Source organism: Amycolatopsis sp. YIM 10 (assembly GCF_009429145.1).
In the GTDB taxonomy this organism is placed as follows: Bacteria; Actinomycetota; Actinomycetes; order Mycobacteriales; family Pseudonocardiaceae; genus Amycolatopsis.
Map to the genome: position 1 here is coordinate 793,495 of NZ_CP045480.1, position 16,517 is coordinate 810,011.

The window sequence follows — 16,517 nt, forward strand, 5'->3', positions numbered from 1 at the left end:
GTAAACCGCTGGCAGGCGGCAGGTTCATAACACCGCCTGCGTCTGCGTGACCTTGGCGATCAGCTTCTCCGCGGCGTCGCGCAGCTCGGTTTCCACCACGATCACGCGGCGTCCGGCGTGCAGCGGTTTCGACGACGCCACCACGTGCCCCTCGCGGACCCCGCGCAGGAAGTTCGTCTTCGACTCGATGGTGGTGGCGCCCTGCGCGCCGTCGGGCAGGTTGAGGAACGCGCAGACGGCACCGGTGGTGTCGGCCAGCGCCATCAGCAGGCCGCCGTGCAGTGAGCCGCCGGTGGTGGTCAGGTCCGCCGCCCAGTCGACCCGGCCGTGCACCCGTTCGGCCGTTGCCTCGGTGATGTCGATGCCGAGGCGCTCGGCGAACGGGATCAGCTTCGCGAAGTCCGTCATGTGGTCAAGCTAGCGGGTTGATCACCAGCAGCTCGGTGTTGCGGTCGGATGGCTGCCCGAGGCGGATCGGGTCGGCGTGGATGTCGTTGTAGGAAAGCTCGCGGTACAGGGACGCAAGCGCTTGCGCCGAGGTGTCGCCGTAGTCCGCGGCGTAGGGCGCGTCGGCCTCGACCAGAGTGGTGAACAGCGAGAGCGTGCCGTCGCCGTTGTCGGTCACCTCGATGATCCGCGCCTGCTGCGGGAAGTCGATGTGCGAGGCGGTGTTGATCTCCCAGAAGCTCTGCGCCGGGGTCTTGCCGATGTGCGCGACGATGCCGTTGAGGTGCGTGTGGCCGTTGACCCAGGCGAGCACGTTGGGGAAGCGGTTGAGCAGCCCGACGAAGGTGTCGCCGTTGAGGCGCGGCTCAAGCGGGTGCCGCGAGTCGGGCAGGATGTTGCCCATCGTGTCGCTGGTGTGGTGGCTGAACAGCACGAACAACTCGTCGGTGACCTGCTGGGTGACCTTGTTGCCCCAGAAGTCGTAGTACTTCGAGCTGCCGCGCTGCAGCGTCTTCTCCACCCAGAGGTACTGGCCCAGGCCGATCGAGCCGTCGGCGAGCCCGGCCAGCGTGGTGGTGTCCAGGCTGATCCCGGTGATGCCCGGCGCGATCCGGAAGGTGTAGTAGACGTTCCGGCCGTCGGCGTTGTTGCCGGTGAAACCGTGGCCCTCCGGCCCCGGACCGGTGTTCGCGGTGTCCAGGTGGGCCTGCACGAACTCGGCGGTGGAGAACGTCCGCCGGCGTTCGTCCGGGGTGATCTCGCGGATCGTGCCGGAGCCGCCGAACAGCTCCGCGACCGGCACTCCCGCCCGCCGCCCACCACCGCCCTCAACGGTGCTTCGCCCTGTCCCGTCCTTGTCCAGCGCGGCAGCGAGCCTCTTCGCCGTGCTCTCGTCCTTGCCGATGATCTTGTACTTCCCGGTGTACCAGTGGTCGATGCCGGGCAGGTTCGCCGGCAGCGTGCCGACCGGGGTGTTGTCGTGGTTGCCGAAGGTGCACAACCACGGGATGTCCAGCCCGGGCGACTCGAACTCGGTGACGGCGGCGTCGAGCAGGCCGGGCAGCTGCGGGAAGCCCTTCTTCGTGTACGCGTCGTCCAGCGGCTTGCCCGGGTTCCAGTACAGCGGCGCCCCGGAGTCCTGCACGCCCTCGTACCGGTCCGCGTCACCGGTGTTCGGGGTGACCCGTCCGCCGTTGAGGATGTCCAGGAACCACTTCAGCTCGATCTGCTCGTGGTTGTCGGTGTTGTCCCCGGTGGTCATCATGAAGTCGAACTTCCGCCCGGTGAACGGGCCGCCGGGCAGGCCGTTGACCCGGCGCAGCAGCGACGCCGTGGCCGACGGGCCGAGCGCCTCCTGGGGCCGGTGCGCCGAGCCGGCGAACTGGTGCAGGTACTCGAACCGCGCCGGGCTCTGCACGTCGGTGATGTGCATGTCGGTGAACTGCACGAAGGACGCCTTCGCGGTGCGGCGGTCGTCGCGGCCGGACTTCGCCGCGGTGATGTCCTCGCGCACCACCAGCGGCCAGCCGGGGCCCGCGGTGAGCCTGCTGTACGCCGGACCGGGCGTGACGGGGGTGGCGACGGCTTCGAGCGTGGTGCCCGCCGTGCTCACCGCCCGCGCGGCGCTGTAGCCCATCGCCCGGTCGATGGCCGAGGCCAGCGGGGTGCTCAGCAGCAGTCCGGCGCCGGTGGCACCCGCCGCGGTGACGAATCCGCGCCTGGTCAAGCCGGTCGATCCGGTCAGTCCGGTCATGCGGTCACTCCCCAGTCATCCGGTGGTGTCGTGCACGCTGGCGCACGACGTTAACCACCGGATGAACCCCGGGGAAGTTAAACGCGAATATTTATCACGTTTGGCGCACTACCTTCGTCGCTACAGCTGCGAGATGTCCAGCTTCCCCTCGTTGTGGAAGGCCCGCAGCCGCTTCTTGTCGAACTTGCCGACGCTGGTCTTGGGCACCTCCTCGATGAAGGTCCAGTTCTCCGGCAGCTGCCACTTGGCCACCTTGTCGGCGAGGAACTCGCGCAGCTCCTCGGCGGTGGCGCTCTGGCCCTCGCGCAGCACCACGGCGACCAGCGGGCGCTCGTCCCACTTCTCGTCCGGCACGCCGATCACCGCGGCCTCGGCCACCGCCGGATGCGACATCACCGAGTTCTCCAGGTCCACCGAGGAGATCCACTCGCCGCCGGACTTGATCACGTCCTTGGCGCGGTCGGTCAGGGTGAGGAAGCCGTCCGGGGTGATCCGGCCGACGTCACCGGTGCGCAGCCAGCCGTCGTGGAACTTCTCCGGGTCCACGTCGGCGCCGCCGTGGTAGGCCGCGGCGATCCACGGGCCGGCCACCTCCAGCTCACCGACCGCCTTGTCGTCCCACGGCAGTTCCTCGCCGTTGTCGCCGATCAGCCGCGCCTGCACCGAGGCCGGGAACCGGCCCTGCGTGTACCGGTAGCGCCAGCGCTCGTCGCCGGTGGCCGACTCCGGCGGGCGCGCCACGCTGCCCAGCGGCGAGGTCTCGGTCATGCCCCAGGCGTGCAGGATCGGCACGCCGTAGCGCTCCTCGAAGGCGTGCATCAGCGACGGCGGCGCGGCCGACCCGCCGACCACCACCTCGCGCAGGTGCGAGATGTCCTGCGGCTTGTTGTCGAGGTACTGCAGCAGGCCCTGCCAGATGGTCGGCACAGCGGCGGCGAAGGTCGGTTTCTCGGTGGCCAGCAGCTGCGCGATCGGCTCCGGCTGGAGGAAGCGGTCCGGCATCACCAGCGTGGTGCCGACCATCAGCGAGGCGTAGGGCAGGCCCCACGACATGGCGTGGAACATCGGCACGATGGCCAGCGCGGAGTCGGACTGGGACAACCGCATCGAGTCGGACATGCACACCTGCATGGAGTGCAGCCAGATCGACCGGTGGGAGTAGACCACGCCCTTCGGGTCACCCGTGGTGCCCGAGGTGTAACACATCGCGGCCGCCGACCGCTCATCGACTTCCGGCCAGTCGAACTCGCTCGGCTGCGCGGCGAGCAGCTCATCGTACGAGTGCACCTGGACACCTTCGGGTGCTTCGAGCGTCGAAGCGTCGCCGTTGGCCACCAGCACGTGCCGGACGGTCTTCAGCTGCGGCAGCTGCTTGGCGAACAGCGGCACCAGCGTGCCGTCCACGATCACCACGTGGTCCTCGGCGTGGTTGGCGACAAAAACCAGCTGCTCGGGGAACAGGCGGATGTTGAGCGTGTGCAGCACGGCGCCCATGGCGGGCACGGCGAGATAGGCGGCGAGGTGCTCGGCGTTGTTCCACATGAAGGTGGCCACGCGCTGGTCGCCGGTGACCCCGAGGCCGCGGAGCGCGTTCGCCAGCCGGGCGGCGTGCTTCCCGAGTTCCCCGTAGGTCTCGCGGCGGGATTCTGTACCGGTCCAGGTGAGGACTTCGCTCTTCGCGTGCACGGTGGTGCCGTGGCGCAGCAATTTGCCGAGCGAAAGTTGCCCGTCCTGCATCGTGCTCAACATCGATGTCTCCCGATCGGTGCTCCGGCGGACCAAACTGGGGCCGACTCTAAACCGGTGACGGCCGATCGGGCAGGGTTCGGCGGCCGTTCGGCACCGGGTGTGTCCGAGTTGTGAGCGGTCCTTCGGAAGAGTGATCGGAGCACCGGTGCACCGTGCGCGTACTTGTCCGCGGAATTACCGGCATTTCTTTGCTGCCAACAAAACCGACTGTTCCGAATAGTCCGTTACCGGTTCACCCGAAGATCACCCGGCGGATGGTCGCGGCGGGTAAATCGCTCCCAACCGGACAGTGCGCGGGGGTGTTTCCGCAGGCCGGGGCCGGGGGATGTGGGGTTGCCCGTACGGGCAAGGACGGGTACTAAGTGCGTGTCGGTTGCACAAGGGTGGGCCTCGTGGCGTTTACTGGGCCGGTGGTACGAGGTGGCCTGGCCAGCGCATGGCTAAAGCTTGCGTCGAGACTTTCGGCCACCGCCGCGACAGCGGACACCTGAGAAGGAAAGGACTAATACGTTGGCTCTGCCTACGTTGACGCCGGAGCAGCGTGCCGAAGCCCTCGCCAAGGCGGCCGAGGCTCGTAAGGCCCGCTCCGAGCTGCTTGCTTCGATCAAGTCCGGCAAGGAGAGCATCGACAAGGTGCTGCTCCGGGCCAAGGAGGACAAGACCATTGGCAAGACCAAGGTCACACAGCTGCTGAAGGCCGTTCCCGGCCTCGGCGCGGTGAAGGTCGCGGCCCTGCTGGAGCAGGCCAAGATCCCGGAGGACCGGCGCGCCGCCGGGCTGGGTGACGTCCAGCGCCAGGCGCTGATCGACGCGCTGAAGTAGCAGTTCTCGCAGATCACAGGCGTGCGGGACCGGTGACGGGCGACCGTCACCGGTCTTCGCGCACCCACCCCCGGCGGTGCTCTTGCTCACTTCGACCCGACCGGCCCCGGACAAACTCCGGCGGCAGGCGGAAACTTGAGGTGGACGCGGAGATCCCGCCGAGAGGAAGTGGGCCCATGACGGCGACGGCGCACGAAGGTGCACGGGTCGCGGATCTGCTGGACGGCTACGCGGCCGGTGACTTCTTCTTCGGCACCGACCGGCACACCCTGCTGGGTTCCGGAGTGGACGGTGCACTGTCCGAACCGGACCCGGTGCGGCTCGCCGAGCGGACCACCGCGGCACTGGCCGAGTCCGACGCCCGGCTCGCGGTCGGCATCCTCCCGTTCGACACCGGCCCGGACGCCACCTCACCCGGGCACATCCTGCTTCCCCGTGACGTGCGGACAAGTGGGCCCGCCCATCCGTCGGCCGCTTCCCTTCCACCCGTCGGAATCGGCATCCCGCGCGAACAGCGCCCGGTGCCCGAGCCCGCCGAGCACGTGGCGGCCGTGGCCCGCGCGGTGGAGATGCTGCGCGACGAGCGACTGCGCAAGGTCGTGCTGGCGCGGGTGCTCGACCTCGAATTCGACGAGCCGATCCGGCCCGAGGCGATCCTGCGCAATCTCGTACGGGGTAACCCGGCCGGGTTCACCTTCGCCACCCCCGTGCCGGGCGGCGCGACTTTCCTTGGTGCGACGCCGGAACTGCTGCTGTCGCGCCATGGTGACCGAGTGGTCTCCCATCCGCACGCCGGTTCCGCGCCGCGTTCGGCGGATCCGCGCATCGACGCCGAGAACGCGCGACGGCTCGCCGAGTCCGGAAAGGACCGTCGCGAGCACGCGGTGGTGATCGAGGACATGGTGGAGATCCTGCGCCCGTTCTGCGCACACCTTCGCGTGGCGCCGACGGAAGTCGTTGGCACACCGACAATGTGGCATCTCGGCACCACGGTCACCGGCACGCTGACCGATCCCGGCATCACCGCGCTGCGGCTGGCCGCCGCGCTGCACCCCACCCCGGCGGTCTGCGGCACCCCGACCGAAGCCGCGCGGCGCGTGGTGGGGGAGCTGGAGCCCTTCGACCGCGGGTACTACGCGGGCGCGGTCGGCTGGGTGAACGACGAGGGCGACGGGGAATGGGCGGTCGCGATCCGTTCGGCGGAAGCGGCGGAACGATCACTGCGCCTCTACGCCGGCGGCGGCATCGTCGCCGACTCGGATCCGGAAGCCGAACTCGCCGAAACCACCGCCAAATTCGAAACCGTGCTACGGGCCATGGGGCTCGGCCACGCCTGACACGTGGGCGGCGAGGCCGTCGAGGTGACGCGCCAAAGCGTGCTCGAACAAGCCGTCCAGGTCCGCGACGACCTCGTGCGGGATGGTGGCCAGGTGCGGGAAGGCGCCGCTGTGCAACAGCTCGGCCGACCGGCTTTCGCGAGCCAGCCACCACAGGTCGAAGGTTTCGCCGGTGGTGTGCTCGGCTTCGATTTCGGCGGCCAGCGACAGTGCCGTGGTCATCACCAGTGACGGCAGGATGATCGCCTCCCGCGCGCGGACCGCCGGAGACAGGCCGAGGCCGTCCAGTGCGCGCAGGGTCCATTCGGTGTGCGCCATGGCGTTCGGCAGGAGCAGTGGCCGGGTGAACGAGATGACTCTCGGCAGCCAGGGGTGCCGCTGCGTCAGCTGCCACAGCAGGCGCGAGACCAGTTCCAGCTTGGCGCGCCAGCCGTCCGGCCCGGGGGCGGGCAGTTCGTCGTCGCCGAACACGGTGTCGGCCATTTCCGCCACCAGGTCGTCCTTGCCCGCCACCTGCCGGTAGAGCGACATCGGCCCGACCCCGAGTTCGGTGCCGAGCCGGCGCATGGACACCGCGTCCAGGCCCTCGGCGTCGGCGATCTCGATCGCCGTGCGGACGAGGCGGGCCCGGTCGGGTGCCGCCGCGCCGTCCCGCCGCCGGGTCGCTGTCGCGCGGGCGCTGACCACGGTGCCGGAGCCGACCTTGGTCTCGATCAGTCCGGTGTCGCGCAGGATGGCCATCGCCTTGGTGGCGGTCGCGACGGCCACTCCCCAGTCCTGGGCGACCCGGCGGATGGACGGCATCTTCTCGCCGGCGCGCAGCTCTCCGGCGGCGATGCGGGCCTGGAACGAGCTGACGATCCGGCGGTACGGCGGGTCGGTCATGCCGCTGATTGTACTAGTTCATTTGGCTGCGCAGCTAGCACAGAGTCTGAGAGAAAGCCATGAATAACAAGGAAAATCGCGCGGCGGGCGGAAAACGCCATACGGTGTATTCATGACTGAGATCGTGGCCGGGGGATCCGGCGAATTCATGACCGTGCGACACCTGAGGGTCTCCGGCAGCCAGGCCGAGATCGGCCGGGTGCTCGCCGAAGAGGCCAAGGCACACCACGGCTGGCGACCGCAGCCCGCCGATCCGACGATCAGCCGGGCGCGCCGGGCCTGGTTCGAACGCAACTGGCCGCAGCACCACGCGCGCATGGCCGGTGCCGCCGAGGCGGCCGGGGTAGCGCTGGAGGACGACCGGGTGCACCTGGACGCGCTCGCCGGAGTGCCGCTCGGCTCGGGCTGCTCGGCCACCTGGTGCGCGCCCTCCGCCACCGGCAGCGGGCTCCTCGGCCGCAACTACGACTTCTTCACCGTCGGCTGGGAGGCGATGTTCGCGCTGATGTCCGGCGCCGAGGGCCCGGAGGACGAGCCACCGGCGGCCTCGCGCCCGTACGTGGTCACCAGCGTGCCCGACGACGGGCCCGCGGTGACCTTCGTGACGATGAACGAGCTGGACTGCGCGATGGACGGCATCAACGAGCACGGGCTCGCCGTGGTGCTCCTGATCGCCGACGCGGAGAACGCGGGCGCGCCGGTGCCAGCCGGGCCGCAGGTCGGCCTCAGCCCGGCGCAGCTGCCCCGGTTCCTGCTGGACACCTGCGAGAACGTCGAGCAGGCCAAGGCGGCGCTGCTCGACGCCAAGCAGTACGACCTCGGGGTGCCGCTGCACTACCTGATCGCGGACCCGTCCGGCCGGGCCTTCGTCTGGGAACACGCGCACGGCGGCGTCGAGCACATCGTCGAGCCGGACGGCGACGCCCTGTGCGTGACGAACCACCTGCTCCACCGGCCCGCCGACCCGTCGCGGGACGGCGAGGAGACCATGTTCACCCACGACCGCCTCGACCGGCTGGACAAGCGGACGAAGTCGGGCCCGATGTCGCCGTCCCTGCTCCGCGACGCCCTCGACGAGGTGCGGTTCACGTCGGGGCGCTACCCGTTGCGCACCCTGTGGCGCACCGTTTTCGACCTGGGGGAGCGGAACATGTCCACCCACTTCTACCTGGGCGACGCCGCAGACGGGCAGCCCAGGTACAGCCCGGAACTCACCTTCCGCGCGGCCTGAGGCGATCAGACGTCCTTGGCGCAGGCGCCGGTGAAGCTGTTCCCGTTGTACGCGGGCCAGCCGAGCACGCCGCGGGTGATCGGGCCGTAGATGCCGTCGTTGTCGACGCCGCGCTTGTCCTGCGCGTAGCTCAGCGCTTTCCGCGTCTGCTCGCCGAAATCGCCGTCGGTGGCGATGTTCGCCTTGTAGTTGCAGAGCTTCAGCGCCCACTGGAGCGCGGTCACGGCGGAACCCGAGTCGCCGTAGGAGAGATGGCAGTTCCGGCCCGCGCCGCCGGTGTTCACCGGCTGGCGGATGTAGTTGTTGCCGATCGAGATCTTCTTGACGCTGTCGCACGTCGCCGCCGCCGCGGTGACGTCCGCGGAGGCGGTGGCCGGGGCGAGGCCGATGGCCGTGGCCAGCACGGCCGCCGTGACCAGAATCCGTCGCATGAATGCTCCCTTCTTTTGCGGGAGCATGCTGGCCACGCCGCTTTCCCGGCGCTTTCAAACGGGCGAAAGCGCCGGGAAGCGGTCGGTCAGGCGGGCCAGACCGACTCGGTCACCTTGATCTCGTCGGTGGTCAGGATCGCGACCGCCGCGCGGTAACCGGTGCCCGGGTTCAGGTCGGCCATCCGCGTGCCCTCGGGCGTCAGCGCGGCGTCGCCGGAGTGGACCAGGCGGGCCGGTTCGCCGAACGGGGACAGGGTCAGCGCCTGGAGCGGGATCTTCAGCCCCCGCCCGGTGGCCTTCATCAGCGCTTCCTTGCGCGTCCAGTAGGTGAAGAACGCCTCGGCCCGCTGGTCCGGGGTCAGGCCGTTCAACGCCGCGCGCTCGTCGTCGTTGAGCGCGTATTCGATGAGCGAGTCGTCGGCTCGCCGGGTGGCCGTCTCGACGTCCAGTCCCAGCGGCGCGTCCGCGATCGCCAGCCCGATCCAGTCGCCCGAATGCGAGATGGAGAACCGGAACTCGGCGCCGGGCACCCTGGGCGGGCCGTGCGGCTTGCCGCAGTCCTCACAGGTGGCGTCCAGCTCGATCGAGCCCGGCGACCGGCCCAGCCGCTCCCCGGACACCGTTTTCGCCAGCACGCGCCCGGTCAGGAAGCGCAGTTTGTCCTCGTCCTTGCGGTACGCCTGGTACCGGTCGACCTCTTCGGGGGCCAGCAGCGCCAGCCGGTCCGCGGTGGCGGGCAGCGGCGCCGCCCACCAGACCGTGCAGTCGATCACGAACTCTCCTTGGGTGCGACGGGTTTGCTTTCCTCACCATGTTCGTCGAGCAGCGTCGCTTCGTCGAACGGCTGCCGCCCGGCGAGCACCTCGTGCACCTGCTCGCGGTCGATCTGGTTGGTCCAGGTGCCGATCAGCACGGTGGCCACCGCGTTGCCGGCGAAGTTGGTCAGCGCCCGCGCCTCGGACATGAACCGGTCGATGCCGACGATGAAGCCGACCCCGTCGACCAGCTCCGGCCGGTGCGAGGACAGCCCGCCGGCCAGCGTGGCCAGCCCGGCGCCGGTCACCCCGGCGGCGCCCTTCGACGCGATGATCATGAACACCAGCAGCGAGATCTGCTCCCCGAGCGAGAGCGGGGCGTTGAGCGCCTCGGCGATGAAGATCGAGGCCATGGTCAGGTAGATCGCGGTGCCGTCGAGGTTGAACGAGTACCCGGTGGGCACGGTGATGCCGACGACCGGCTTGCTCACCCCGAGGTGCTCCATCTTCGCGATCAGCCGCGGCAGCGCGGACTCGGAAGACGAGGTGGACAGGATCAGCAGGAACTCGCGGCCGAGGTAACGCAGCAGCGAGAACAGGTTGACCCTGGCGAACAGCCAGGTCATCAGGGCCAGCACACCGAAGACGAACAACGCGCAGGTCAGGTAGAAGCCGATCATGATCACGGCCAGGCTGCGCAGCGCCGCCCAGCCGGTCTCGCCGACCACCGCGGCGATCGCGCCGAACGCGCCGACCGGCGCCGCCCACATGATCATCGCCAGGATGCGGAAGACCAGCCGCTGGATGTGCTCGACCCCGCGCCGGATCGGCTCGCCCTTCGGCCCGAGCTTCTGCAGCGCGAACCCGGCGAGCAGCGCGACCAGCAGGGTCTGCAGCACCTCGCCCTCGGTGAACGCCGAGACCAGCGTGGTCGGGATGATGCCGACCAGGAACTCGGTGGTCGACTCGCTCTCCTTGACCTGGCTCTGCCCGGACTTGGCGATCGACTCGGTCAGGTTCAGCCCGTCGCCGGGGTGCAGCAGGTTGCCGACCACCAGGCCGATCACCAGTGCCACGGTGGACATCACCAGGAAGTAGCCGATGGCCAGGCCGCCGACCTTGCCGACGCTGGCCGCCTTGGTCACCGAGCCGACACCGAGCACGATCGTGCAGAAGATGATCGGCGAGATCATCATCTTGATCAGGTTCACGAACGCGGTGCCGAGCGGCTTGAACTCCTTGGCCAGCTCGGGCGCGGCGAAGCCGAGCACGATGCCGAGCAACACCGCGACGATCACCGCGATGTACAGGTAGTGCGTCCGGTCGCGTCGTCGCGTCGGCTGCGGTTCGGTCGACATTGACTCTCCTTGCGCGGACCCGGTGATCAGTTTTCCGCGGAAAACCTACGGCACGACCGGGGTTGGCGTACACCCGAGTGCTACCGTCGACTAAGCAAGCGCTTAGTAATCTGCTGGGAGGCTCGCCCGATGGACTTCACCCTCAGTGTCGAAGAACGCGAAGTGCGTGACTGGGTCCGCACCTTCGTCCAGCGGGAACTGGTCCCGCGTGAGCAGGAGGTGCTGCGGCGCGAGCGCGCCGGGCAGCCGGGCCTGACCGGGGACGAACTCACCGAACTGCAGCTCAAGGCCAAGGAATCCGGGTTCTGGGGCGTGCAGACCCCGGAGGACTTCGGCGGCATGGGCCTGTCCGCGGTGATGACCGCGCTGCTGGAGGCCGAGCTGGGCCGCACCTTCGTGCCGTTCCGCTTCGGCGGCGCGGCGGACAACATCCTGTTCCACGCCAACGAGGAGCAGAAGGAGCGCTACCTGCTGCCGACCATCTCCGGCGAGCGGAAGTCGTGCTTCGCGATCACCGAACCGGGCGCGGGCTCGGACGCCAAGGCCATCCGGACCTCGGCCCGCAAGGTCGGCTCCGACTGGGTGATCAACGGCGAGAAGACCTTCATCACCGGCGGCAACGAGGCCGACTTCACCATGGTCTTCGCGATCACCGATCCGGAGAAGGGCGCCGACGGCGGGGTCACCTGCTTCCTGGTCGACCGCGAGATGGGCTGGCGCTCGGAGTACATCGACACGATGGGCGAATGGGGCCCGGCGGCGCTGGTCTTCGAGGACGTCCGGGTGCCGGAGAGCCAGATCCTCGGTGAGCTGGGCGGCGGGTTCAAGCTCGCCATGCAGTGGATCGGCCGCGGCCGCTACCTGCTGCCCGCCCGCGCGATCGGTTCGTGCGAGCGGCTGCTCACCATGGCCATCGAGCACGCGAACACCCGCGAGACCTTCGGCGCGCCGATCGCCGAGCGGCAGGCGATCCAGTGGATGATCGCCGACTCCGGCGTGGAGCTGGAGGCGCTGCGCTGGCTGGTGCTGCACGCGGCCTGGCAGGTGGACCAGGGCCTGGATTCGCGGCACGCGCAGTCGATCGCGAAGCTCTACGGCGGGGTGAAGGCCAACGAGATCGTCGACCGCGTGCTGCAGATCCACGGCGGCATGGGGTACACCCGCGAACTGCCGATCGAGCGCTGGTACCGCGAACTGCGGCTGCTGCGCATCTACGAGGGCACCGACGAGATCCAGCGGCGCACCATCGCGCGCAACCTGCTCAAGGGGCACGTCAAGGTGGGCGGGGTGCTGGGGTGAGAAGCCGGGCGGTTGTCGTGCGGGCGGCCGGTGGGCCCGCCCGCGTGGAGGAGATCACCCTGCGCGAGCCAGGACCCGGAGAGGTGCTGGTCCGGGTGGCGGCGGCGAGCCTGTGCCATTCGGACCTGTCGGTGGTCAACGAAACGCTGGCGCACAAGAAGCCCGTGGTGCTCGGGCACGAGACCTCCGGGCTGATCGCCGGGACCGGGCCGGGCGTGGACGGCTTCGCCGAGGGCGATCCGGTGCTGCTGCTGTGGAATCCGCCCTGCCGAGACTGCTGGTACTGCGCGCAGGGTGAGCCGTACCTGTGCGAGAACATCGCGCGGCACTGGGCTGGTTCACACGGGTTCGACGGCGACGGCGGCGAGGTGCACCCGTGCCTCGGAGTCGGTGGTTTCGCCGAGTACACCGTGGTTCCGGCGAGCGCCTGCCGCCGCCTGCCCACGGACATCCCGCTCGATCTGGCCGCGTTGCTGGGTTGCGCGGTGACCACCGGGGTGGGCGCGGTGCTGTCCACCGCGAACGTCCAAAGTGGTCAGTCGGCGGTGGTGGTCGGCCTCGGCGGGGTCGGCTTGGCCGCCGTACAAGGCGCGCGGATCGCCGGGGCGGACCCGATCATCGCGGTGGACCGGGTGCCGGAGAAGCTGGAACTGGCCGCCTCGATGGGCGCCACCGATGTGCTGCTCGCCGGGCCCGACGTGCGCAAGCAGGTCAAGGCGCTGACCGGTGGCCGTGGCGCGGACCACGTTTTCGACTGCGTGGGACTGGCCGCGACCATCAAGGAGGGCTGGAAGACGACCCGGCGCGGGGGCACGCTCACCGTGGTCGGCATCGGCGGGCGGACCGAGGTGGTCGAGTTCAGCTCGCTCGAGCTGTACCACTTCGCCCGCAGCATCCTGACCTGCGTGAACGGCTCGCTGGACCCGGACCGTGAGCTGCCGGCCTACATCGAGCACGTGCGGGCCGGCCGCCTCGACCTGCCGGCGCTGGTCAGCGGGGAGATCGGCCTGGACGGCGTGCCAGCTGCCCTCGGCGAGCTGGCCGAGGGCAAGGTGGCACGCGTCCTGGTGAAGCCGGGGACCTGAACGGGTTACTTCGACTGGGCGCGGACGGCGAGGGGAACGCCGGCCAGATCCTCCTCGTTGCAGAGGAGCTTGAGGTCGTAGTACGGCCGGCCTTCCCGCTCGTCGTAGTCCAGGTGCAGGGCCAGCACGTCGACCGGCTCACCGAGCCAGTCCTGTGCCTGGCGCAGCCAGGCCGCGCAGCGTTCCAGCGCCGCGGGTAGGTCGTCATCGCGGAATTCGACCGGGCGATACGGCACATCCTGTACCTGATCACGGGGGTTCGCGGGGGTCGGCAGACCGGGAGCGAGACCGGATTCGTCCAGTTCGAGTTGGATCGTGTGCTCAGTCACCCTTCGAGCGTCCCCCAGTAATCGCGTCTGGGCAAGGCGCCGCGTGCGGATTTGGCGTGTTCCACACGTCCGCGACCACCGCATGGCAATATCGGAGATCCGGATCGGGCCCTTTTCCGGCGCTTTCGAGCGCCCTCATCGCCAGTCCGGCGTATTCGGCGGCCAGCGCTTCGAGGGTGAGCGGACCACGTGGTGAGTACCACCGCGAAACGCCGTTGCACATCTCCAGCAGCGCCAGGCGGACGATGGACGGCTCACCGGCGGAGAACACCCCATCGGCCAGGCCGTCGGCGATCGCGGTGGCCCAGAGCTGCTCATACGCGTCGCGCAGGCGCACCACCGGCTCCTGCGCGGCGGGGGAGAGCGCGCGCAGTTCGTTGTCCACCACCCGGGTCTCGTCGGGTCGCAGTGCGTGACTCATCACATGCAGTGCGACCAGCCTGCCCAGCCGTTCCCGCGGATCGGCGACGCCTTCGGTCACCTTTCCGGCACCTTCGAGCAATCTTTCCAGGCATTCGCGCATGATGCCGGCGAGCAGTTCCTCCTTGGTCCCCATGTAGTGGTAGAGGCTCGCCGAGGACAGGTTGGCCGCCTGCGCCAGATCGCGGATGCCGGTGCCGTGGAAACCCTTCTCCGCGAACAACCTGATGGCGGCGTGGCGGACGCGGTCCGCGGAGGTCACGGCAGCCACCGCGACTCCGTTCTGTCGTACGCGCCCGCACGCGGGTCCTCCCGGCGCAGTTCGCCCTTGGCGACCCGCTCGGACGGGGTGAGCGGCAGGGCGTCGGCGTACACCCAGAACCGCGGGACCTTGAAGTACGCCAGCTTTTCCCCGCAGAAGCTCGCGAGTTCCTCGGGGTCGACCGCGCGTTCGCCGCTGAGCACCACGTACGCCTTGATCTCCTCGCCGCGCAGTTCGTCCGGTACCGCGATCACCGCGGCCAGCCGGACCTCCGGGTGCAGCAGCAGCGCGCGTTCCACCTCGTCGGCGGAGATGTTCTCACCGCTGCGCCGGATCATGTCCTTCGTACGGCCGACGTAGAACACGCGCCCGTCGGTGTCCATCCGCGCCAGATCGCCGGTGTGGAACCAGCCGCCGCGGAAGGCGCGCTCGGTCGCCTCCGGATCCTCGTGGTAGCCCTGCATCAGGCCGATGCCGCGGATCAGCAGCTCCCCGGTTTCCCCGCGCGGCAACGGCTTCCCGTGCTCGTCCGCGATCATCACCTCACGGGCCGTGTTCGGGCGGCCGATGCAGCCGGTGCCGACCAGCTCGTCGTGGTCGGCCGCGGAAACCCGGATGTCGCTGCCGGTCTCGGTCATGCCGAACGCCTCGAACCACGGCACGCCCCAGCGCGCTTCCAGCTCGGCGTGCAACTCGCGCGGGATCGCCGAGGCGAAGATGGCGCGCACGTGGTGTTCGCGGTCCTCCGGCGCTTCCGGCTGCCGCAGCAGCAGGGTGGGCATCAGGCCGAGGCAGTAGAACCAGGTGACCCGGTGTTCGCGCACCTTGGCCCAGAAGGTCGACGGGTGGAACCGGTCGAGCACCACCAGTTTCGCGCCGGAAGCCAGGCCGAGCGCGACATTCCACTGTGGATCGATGTAGTGGAACGGCTGCGCGGTCAGCAGCACGTCGCCGGAGTAGACCTCGGGATCGTGCAGCACCAGGGACTTCGCCAGCGTGGTCCAGTAGCGGTGGGGGAGCACGCAGCCCTTCGGCGCCCCGGTGGTGCCGGAGGTGTACTGCACGTTGGCCGGCTGCTCCCCGGAGGCGGTGAAGTCCCGCGCCGGTCCCGTTTTGCCCAGCTCGCCGGGCGTGAGCACCTGGCGTACCGAGGTTTCCGGCGCGATCGTGTTCAACAATTCCACGAACTCCCCGGCGGCCACGGCGAGCTTCGCGCCGGAATGCGCGAGGACGTGCCTGCCGTCGAGCTCGCGGTAGTTCGTGTTGACCGGCACCAGACTCGCGCCCAGCTTGGCCAGCGCGAGCCAGAGCAGCGGGAACTCCGGCTGGTTGCGCAGCATCACCGCCACGCGGTCACCCCGCTCGACACCGAGTTCGGCCAGCGCGATGGCGAAGTCGGTGCTCCGCGCGTCGATGTCGGTGAAGGTGAGGCGTTCGCCGGTGGCGTCGAAGTGCCACGCTTCCTTGTCCGGCCACTGCGCGGCGGCCCTGGTGACCAGCGTGACCAGGTCGTCGACCTCGACCAGCTTTTCGGGGGTCCGGGAGTCGTCCCCCGAGCGTGGGCGCTGTGCGGTCATGTGCGGTTCCGGAAGTCGTCGGCCGACTTGGCGAAGTCGGGTGAGGTCTCGGTGATCAGCGCGTGCGCGACCTCGAGTTCGAGGGTGGCTTCCAGCGCCGAGTCGATGCCGTGGTCGACCGCGCGCTTGGCCAGCGTCGCCGCGGCGGCCGGGCGCTCGGCCAGCTTCTCCGCCCAGTCACGTGCGGTCTCGTGCAGGTCGTCGTTGCCGGTCAGCTTGTTGATCAGGCCCATGCCCTCGGCCATCGGCGCCTCGATCTTCTCGCCGAACAGCAGCAGTTCCCTGGCCTTGAGCGGCCCGACGAGCAGCGGCAGCAGTCGCGAGGCCGCGCCGGTCACGCTCAGCCCGAGGCCGACCTCCGGAAAGGCGAACACGGCGTCCTGCGACGCCAGGATCAGGTCGCAGCCGAGCGCGAACTCGGCGCCCGCGCCGACCGCGTACCCGTGCACCGCGGCGATCACCGGCTGCGGCAGGTTGCGCAGCCGCCGGGTGACCTCCTGCAGGCGTTCGATCCGGTGCCGCGAGTCACCCGGCTGGGTGGGTTCCTTCAGATCGTGCCCGGCGCAGAAGGCCCGGCCGCGCCCGGCGAGCACCACGGCCCGCGCTCCGGAGCCGGCCACCGCGTCCAGCGCGGCCAGCAGGTCCTCGACGAGTTCGGCGGAGACGGCGTTGAGCCGGTCCGGCCGGTTCAGCCAGATTTCGGCGATGCCCTTTTCGACAGTGAGTTCCACGGTGCCGGTCATGACCTCAGCCTAGACGCCCTATCGATCGATCGAT

General features: G+C 69.6%; 16 protein-coding genes. 5 read left to right on the forward strand and 11 right to left on the reverse strand.

From position 1 onward, the window contains the following. Positions 1-24: 24 nt before the first annotated feature. The 3 genes from YIM_RS03980 to YIM_RS03990 all read right to left on the reverse strand — a co-directional run bounded on the left by YIM_RS03980 (position 25) and on the right by YIM_RS03990 (position 3,949). On the reverse strand, positions 25-408 hold the full coding sequence (locus tag YIM_RS03980) for a PaaI family thioesterase (RefSeq protein WP_153029039.1): 384 nt from the start codon (positions 406-408) through the stop codon (positions 25-27). A gap of 4 nt (positions 409-412) precedes the next feature. Then, complete coding sequence (locus tag YIM_RS03985) at positions 413-2,200, reverse strand: TIGR03767 family metallophosphoesterase (protein ID WP_153029040.1); 1,788 nt, start codon at positions 2,198-2,200, stop codon at positions 413-415. Positions 2,201-2,320: 120 nt separating this feature from the next. After that, a complete protein-coding gene (locus YIM_RS03990) occupies positions 2,321-3,949 on the reverse strand; it encodes a long-chain fatty acid--CoA ligase (RefSeq protein ID WP_153029041.1) in 1,629 nt (542 codons plus the stop codon). A gap of 510 nt (positions 3,950-4,459) precedes the next feature. Here YIM_RS03990 and mihF point away from each other — a divergent pair. Both mihF and YIM_RS04000 read left to right on the forward strand, forming a co-directional pair. Further along, positions 4,460-4,771, forward strand: a complete 312-nt coding sequence (gene mihF / locus YIM_RS03995; RefSeq protein ID WP_113694660.1) for an integration host factor, actinobacterial type — start codon at positions 4,460-4,462, stop codon at positions 4,769-4,771. Between the two features lie 176 nt (positions 4,772-4,947). Beyond that, entirely contained in the window at positions 4,948-6,108 is a 1,161-nt protein-coding gene (locus tag YIM_RS04000; protein ID WP_153029042.1) for an isochorismate synthase, read from the forward strand. On the opposite strand, the gene YIM_RS04005 is transcribed toward YIM_RS04000, so the two are convergent. After that, entirely contained in the window at positions 6,079-6,993 is a 915-nt protein-coding gene (locus YIM_RS04005; protein ID WP_153029043.1) for a TetR/AcrR family transcriptional regulator C-terminal domain-containing protein, read from the reverse strand. The two genes, YIM_RS04000 and YIM_RS04005, sit on opposite strands and share 30 nt — an antisense overlap. Positions 6,994-7,105: 112 nt before the next feature. Between YIM_RS04005 and YIM_RS04010 the strand changes: the two genes are divergently transcribed. Beyond that, a complete protein-coding gene (locus tag YIM_RS04010) occupies positions 7,106-8,224 on the forward strand; it encodes a C45 family peptidase (protein WP_153029044.1) in 1,119 nt (372 codons plus the stop codon). Positions 8,225-8,229: 5 nt separating this feature from the next. On the opposite strand, the gene YIM_RS04015 is transcribed toward YIM_RS04010, so the two are convergent. From YIM_RS04015 to YIM_RS04025, 3 genes are all read right to left on the reverse strand, one after another. Then, positions 8,230-8,655, reverse strand: a complete 426-nt coding sequence (locus YIM_RS04015; RefSeq protein WP_194240034.1) for a peptidoglycan-binding protein — start codon at positions 8,653-8,655, stop codon at positions 8,230-8,232. A gap of 86 nt (positions 8,656-8,741) precedes the next feature. Then, positions 8,742-9,428, reverse strand: a complete 687-nt coding sequence (locus YIM_RS04020; RefSeq protein WP_153029046.1) for a 4'-phosphopantetheinyl transferase superfamily protein — start codon at positions 9,426-9,428, stop codon at positions 8,742-8,744. After that, positions 9,425-10,768 carry a cation:dicarboxylate symporter family transporter gene (locus YIM_RS04025; RefSeq protein ID WP_153029047.1) on the reverse strand — a complete coding sequence of 448 codons (1,344 nt, stop codon included), beginning with the start codon at positions 10,766-10,768 and terminating at the stop codon, positions 9,425-9,427. The genes YIM_RS04020 and YIM_RS04025 overlap by 4 nt, the downstream gene beginning before the upstream one ends. Before the next feature lie 129 nt (positions 10,769-10,897). On the opposite strand from YIM_RS04025, the gene YIM_RS04030 reads away from it, so the two are divergent. Both YIM_RS04030 and YIM_RS04035 read left to right on the forward strand, forming a co-directional pair. Continuing rightward, the gene (locus tag YIM_RS04030) at positions 10,898-12,067 is read left to right on the forward strand and encodes an acyl-CoA dehydrogenase family protein (RefSeq protein ID WP_153029048.1); all 1,170 of its coding nucleotides are present in this window, start codon (positions 10,898-10,900) and stop codon (positions 12,065-12,067) included. Next, entirely contained in the window at positions 12,064-13,152 is a 1,089-nt protein-coding gene (locus tag YIM_RS04035) for a zinc-binding dehydrogenase (RefSeq protein ID WP_153029049.1), read from the forward strand. Before YIM_RS04030 ends, YIM_RS04035 begins: the two co-directional genes overlap by 4 nt. Before the next feature lie 5 nt (positions 13,153-13,157). Here the strand turns inward: YIM_RS04035 and YIM_RS04040 are convergent, their stop codons facing one another. The 4 genes from YIM_RS04040 to YIM_RS04055 are packed head-to-tail and all read right to left on the reverse strand — an operon-like array spanning position 13,158 to position 16,483. Continuing rightward, entirely contained in the window at positions 13,158-13,481 is a 324-nt protein-coding gene (locus YIM_RS04040) for a hypothetical protein (RefSeq protein WP_153029050.1), read from the reverse strand. Next, complete coding sequence (locus tag YIM_RS04045; protein ID WP_153036773.1) at positions 13,474-14,163, reverse strand: TetR/AcrR family transcriptional regulator; 690 nt, start codon at positions 14,161-14,163, stop codon at positions 13,474-13,476. The genes YIM_RS04040 and YIM_RS04045 overlap by 8 nt, the downstream gene beginning before the upstream one ends. Continuing rightward, positions 14,160-15,740 (reverse strand): ATP-dependent acyl-CoA ligase, encoded by a 1,581-nt coding sequence (locus tag YIM_RS04050; protein ID WP_153029051.1) that lies wholly within the window; start codon positions 15,738-15,740, stop codon positions 14,160-14,162. The genes YIM_RS04045 and YIM_RS04050 overlap by 4 nt, the downstream gene beginning before the upstream one ends. Further along, complete coding sequence (locus YIM_RS04055) at positions 15,737-16,483, reverse strand: enoyl-CoA hydratase/isomerase family protein (protein WP_153029052.1); 747 nt, start codon at positions 16,481-16,483, stop codon at positions 15,737-15,739. Before YIM_RS04055 ends, YIM_RS04050 begins: the two co-directional genes overlap by 4 nt. Positions 16,484-16,517: the final 34 nt, after the last annotated feature.

What these genes read in the sequence shown, in the direction of transcription:
- YIM_RS03980 (WP_153029039.1), bottom strand. Translation starts at nt 408, where the DNA reads ATGACGGACTTCGCGAAGCTGATCCCGTTCGCCGAGCGCCTCGGCATC.
- YIM_RS03985 (WP_153029040.1), bottom strand. Translation starts at nt 2,200, where the DNA reads ATGACCGGACTGACCGGATCGACCGGCTTGACCAGGCGCGGATTCGTC.
- YIM_RS03990 (WP_153029041.1), bottom strand. Translation starts at nt 3,949, where the DNA reads ATGTTGAGCACGATGCAGGACGGGCAACTTTCGCTCGGCAAATTGCTG.
- YIM_RS04000 (WP_153029042.1), top strand. Translation starts at nt 4,948, where the DNA reads ATGACGGCGACGGCGCACGAAGGTGCACGGGTCGCGGATCTGCTGGAC.
- YIM_RS04005 (WP_153029043.1), bottom strand. Translation starts at nt 6,993, where the DNA reads ATGACCGACCCGCCGTACCGCCGGATCGTCAGCTCGTTCCAGGCCCGC.
- YIM_RS04010 (WP_153029044.1), top strand. Translation starts at nt 7,106, where the DNA reads ATGACTGAGATCGTGGCCGGGGGATCCGGCGAATTCATGACCGTGCGA.
- YIM_RS04015 (WP_194240034.1), bottom strand. Translation starts at nt 8,655, where the DNA reads ATGCGACGGATTCTGGTCACGGCGGCCGTGCTGGCCACGGCCATCGGC.
- YIM_RS04025 (WP_153029047.1), bottom strand. Translation starts at nt 10,768, where the DNA reads ATGTCGACCGAACCGCAGCCGACGCGACGACGCGACCGGACGCACTAC.
- YIM_RS04030 (WP_153029048.1), top strand. Translation starts at nt 10,898, where the DNA reads ATGGACTTCACCCTCAGTGTCGAAGAACGCGAAGTGCGTGACTGGGTC.
- YIM_RS04050 (WP_153029051.1), bottom strand. Translation starts at nt 15,740, where the DNA reads ATGACCGCACAGCGCCCACGCTCGGGGGACGACTCCCGGACCCCCGAA.
- YIM_RS04055 (WP_153029052.1), bottom strand. Translation starts at nt 16,483, where the DNA reads ATGACCGGCACCGTGGAACTCACTGTCGAAAAGGGCATCGCCGAAATC.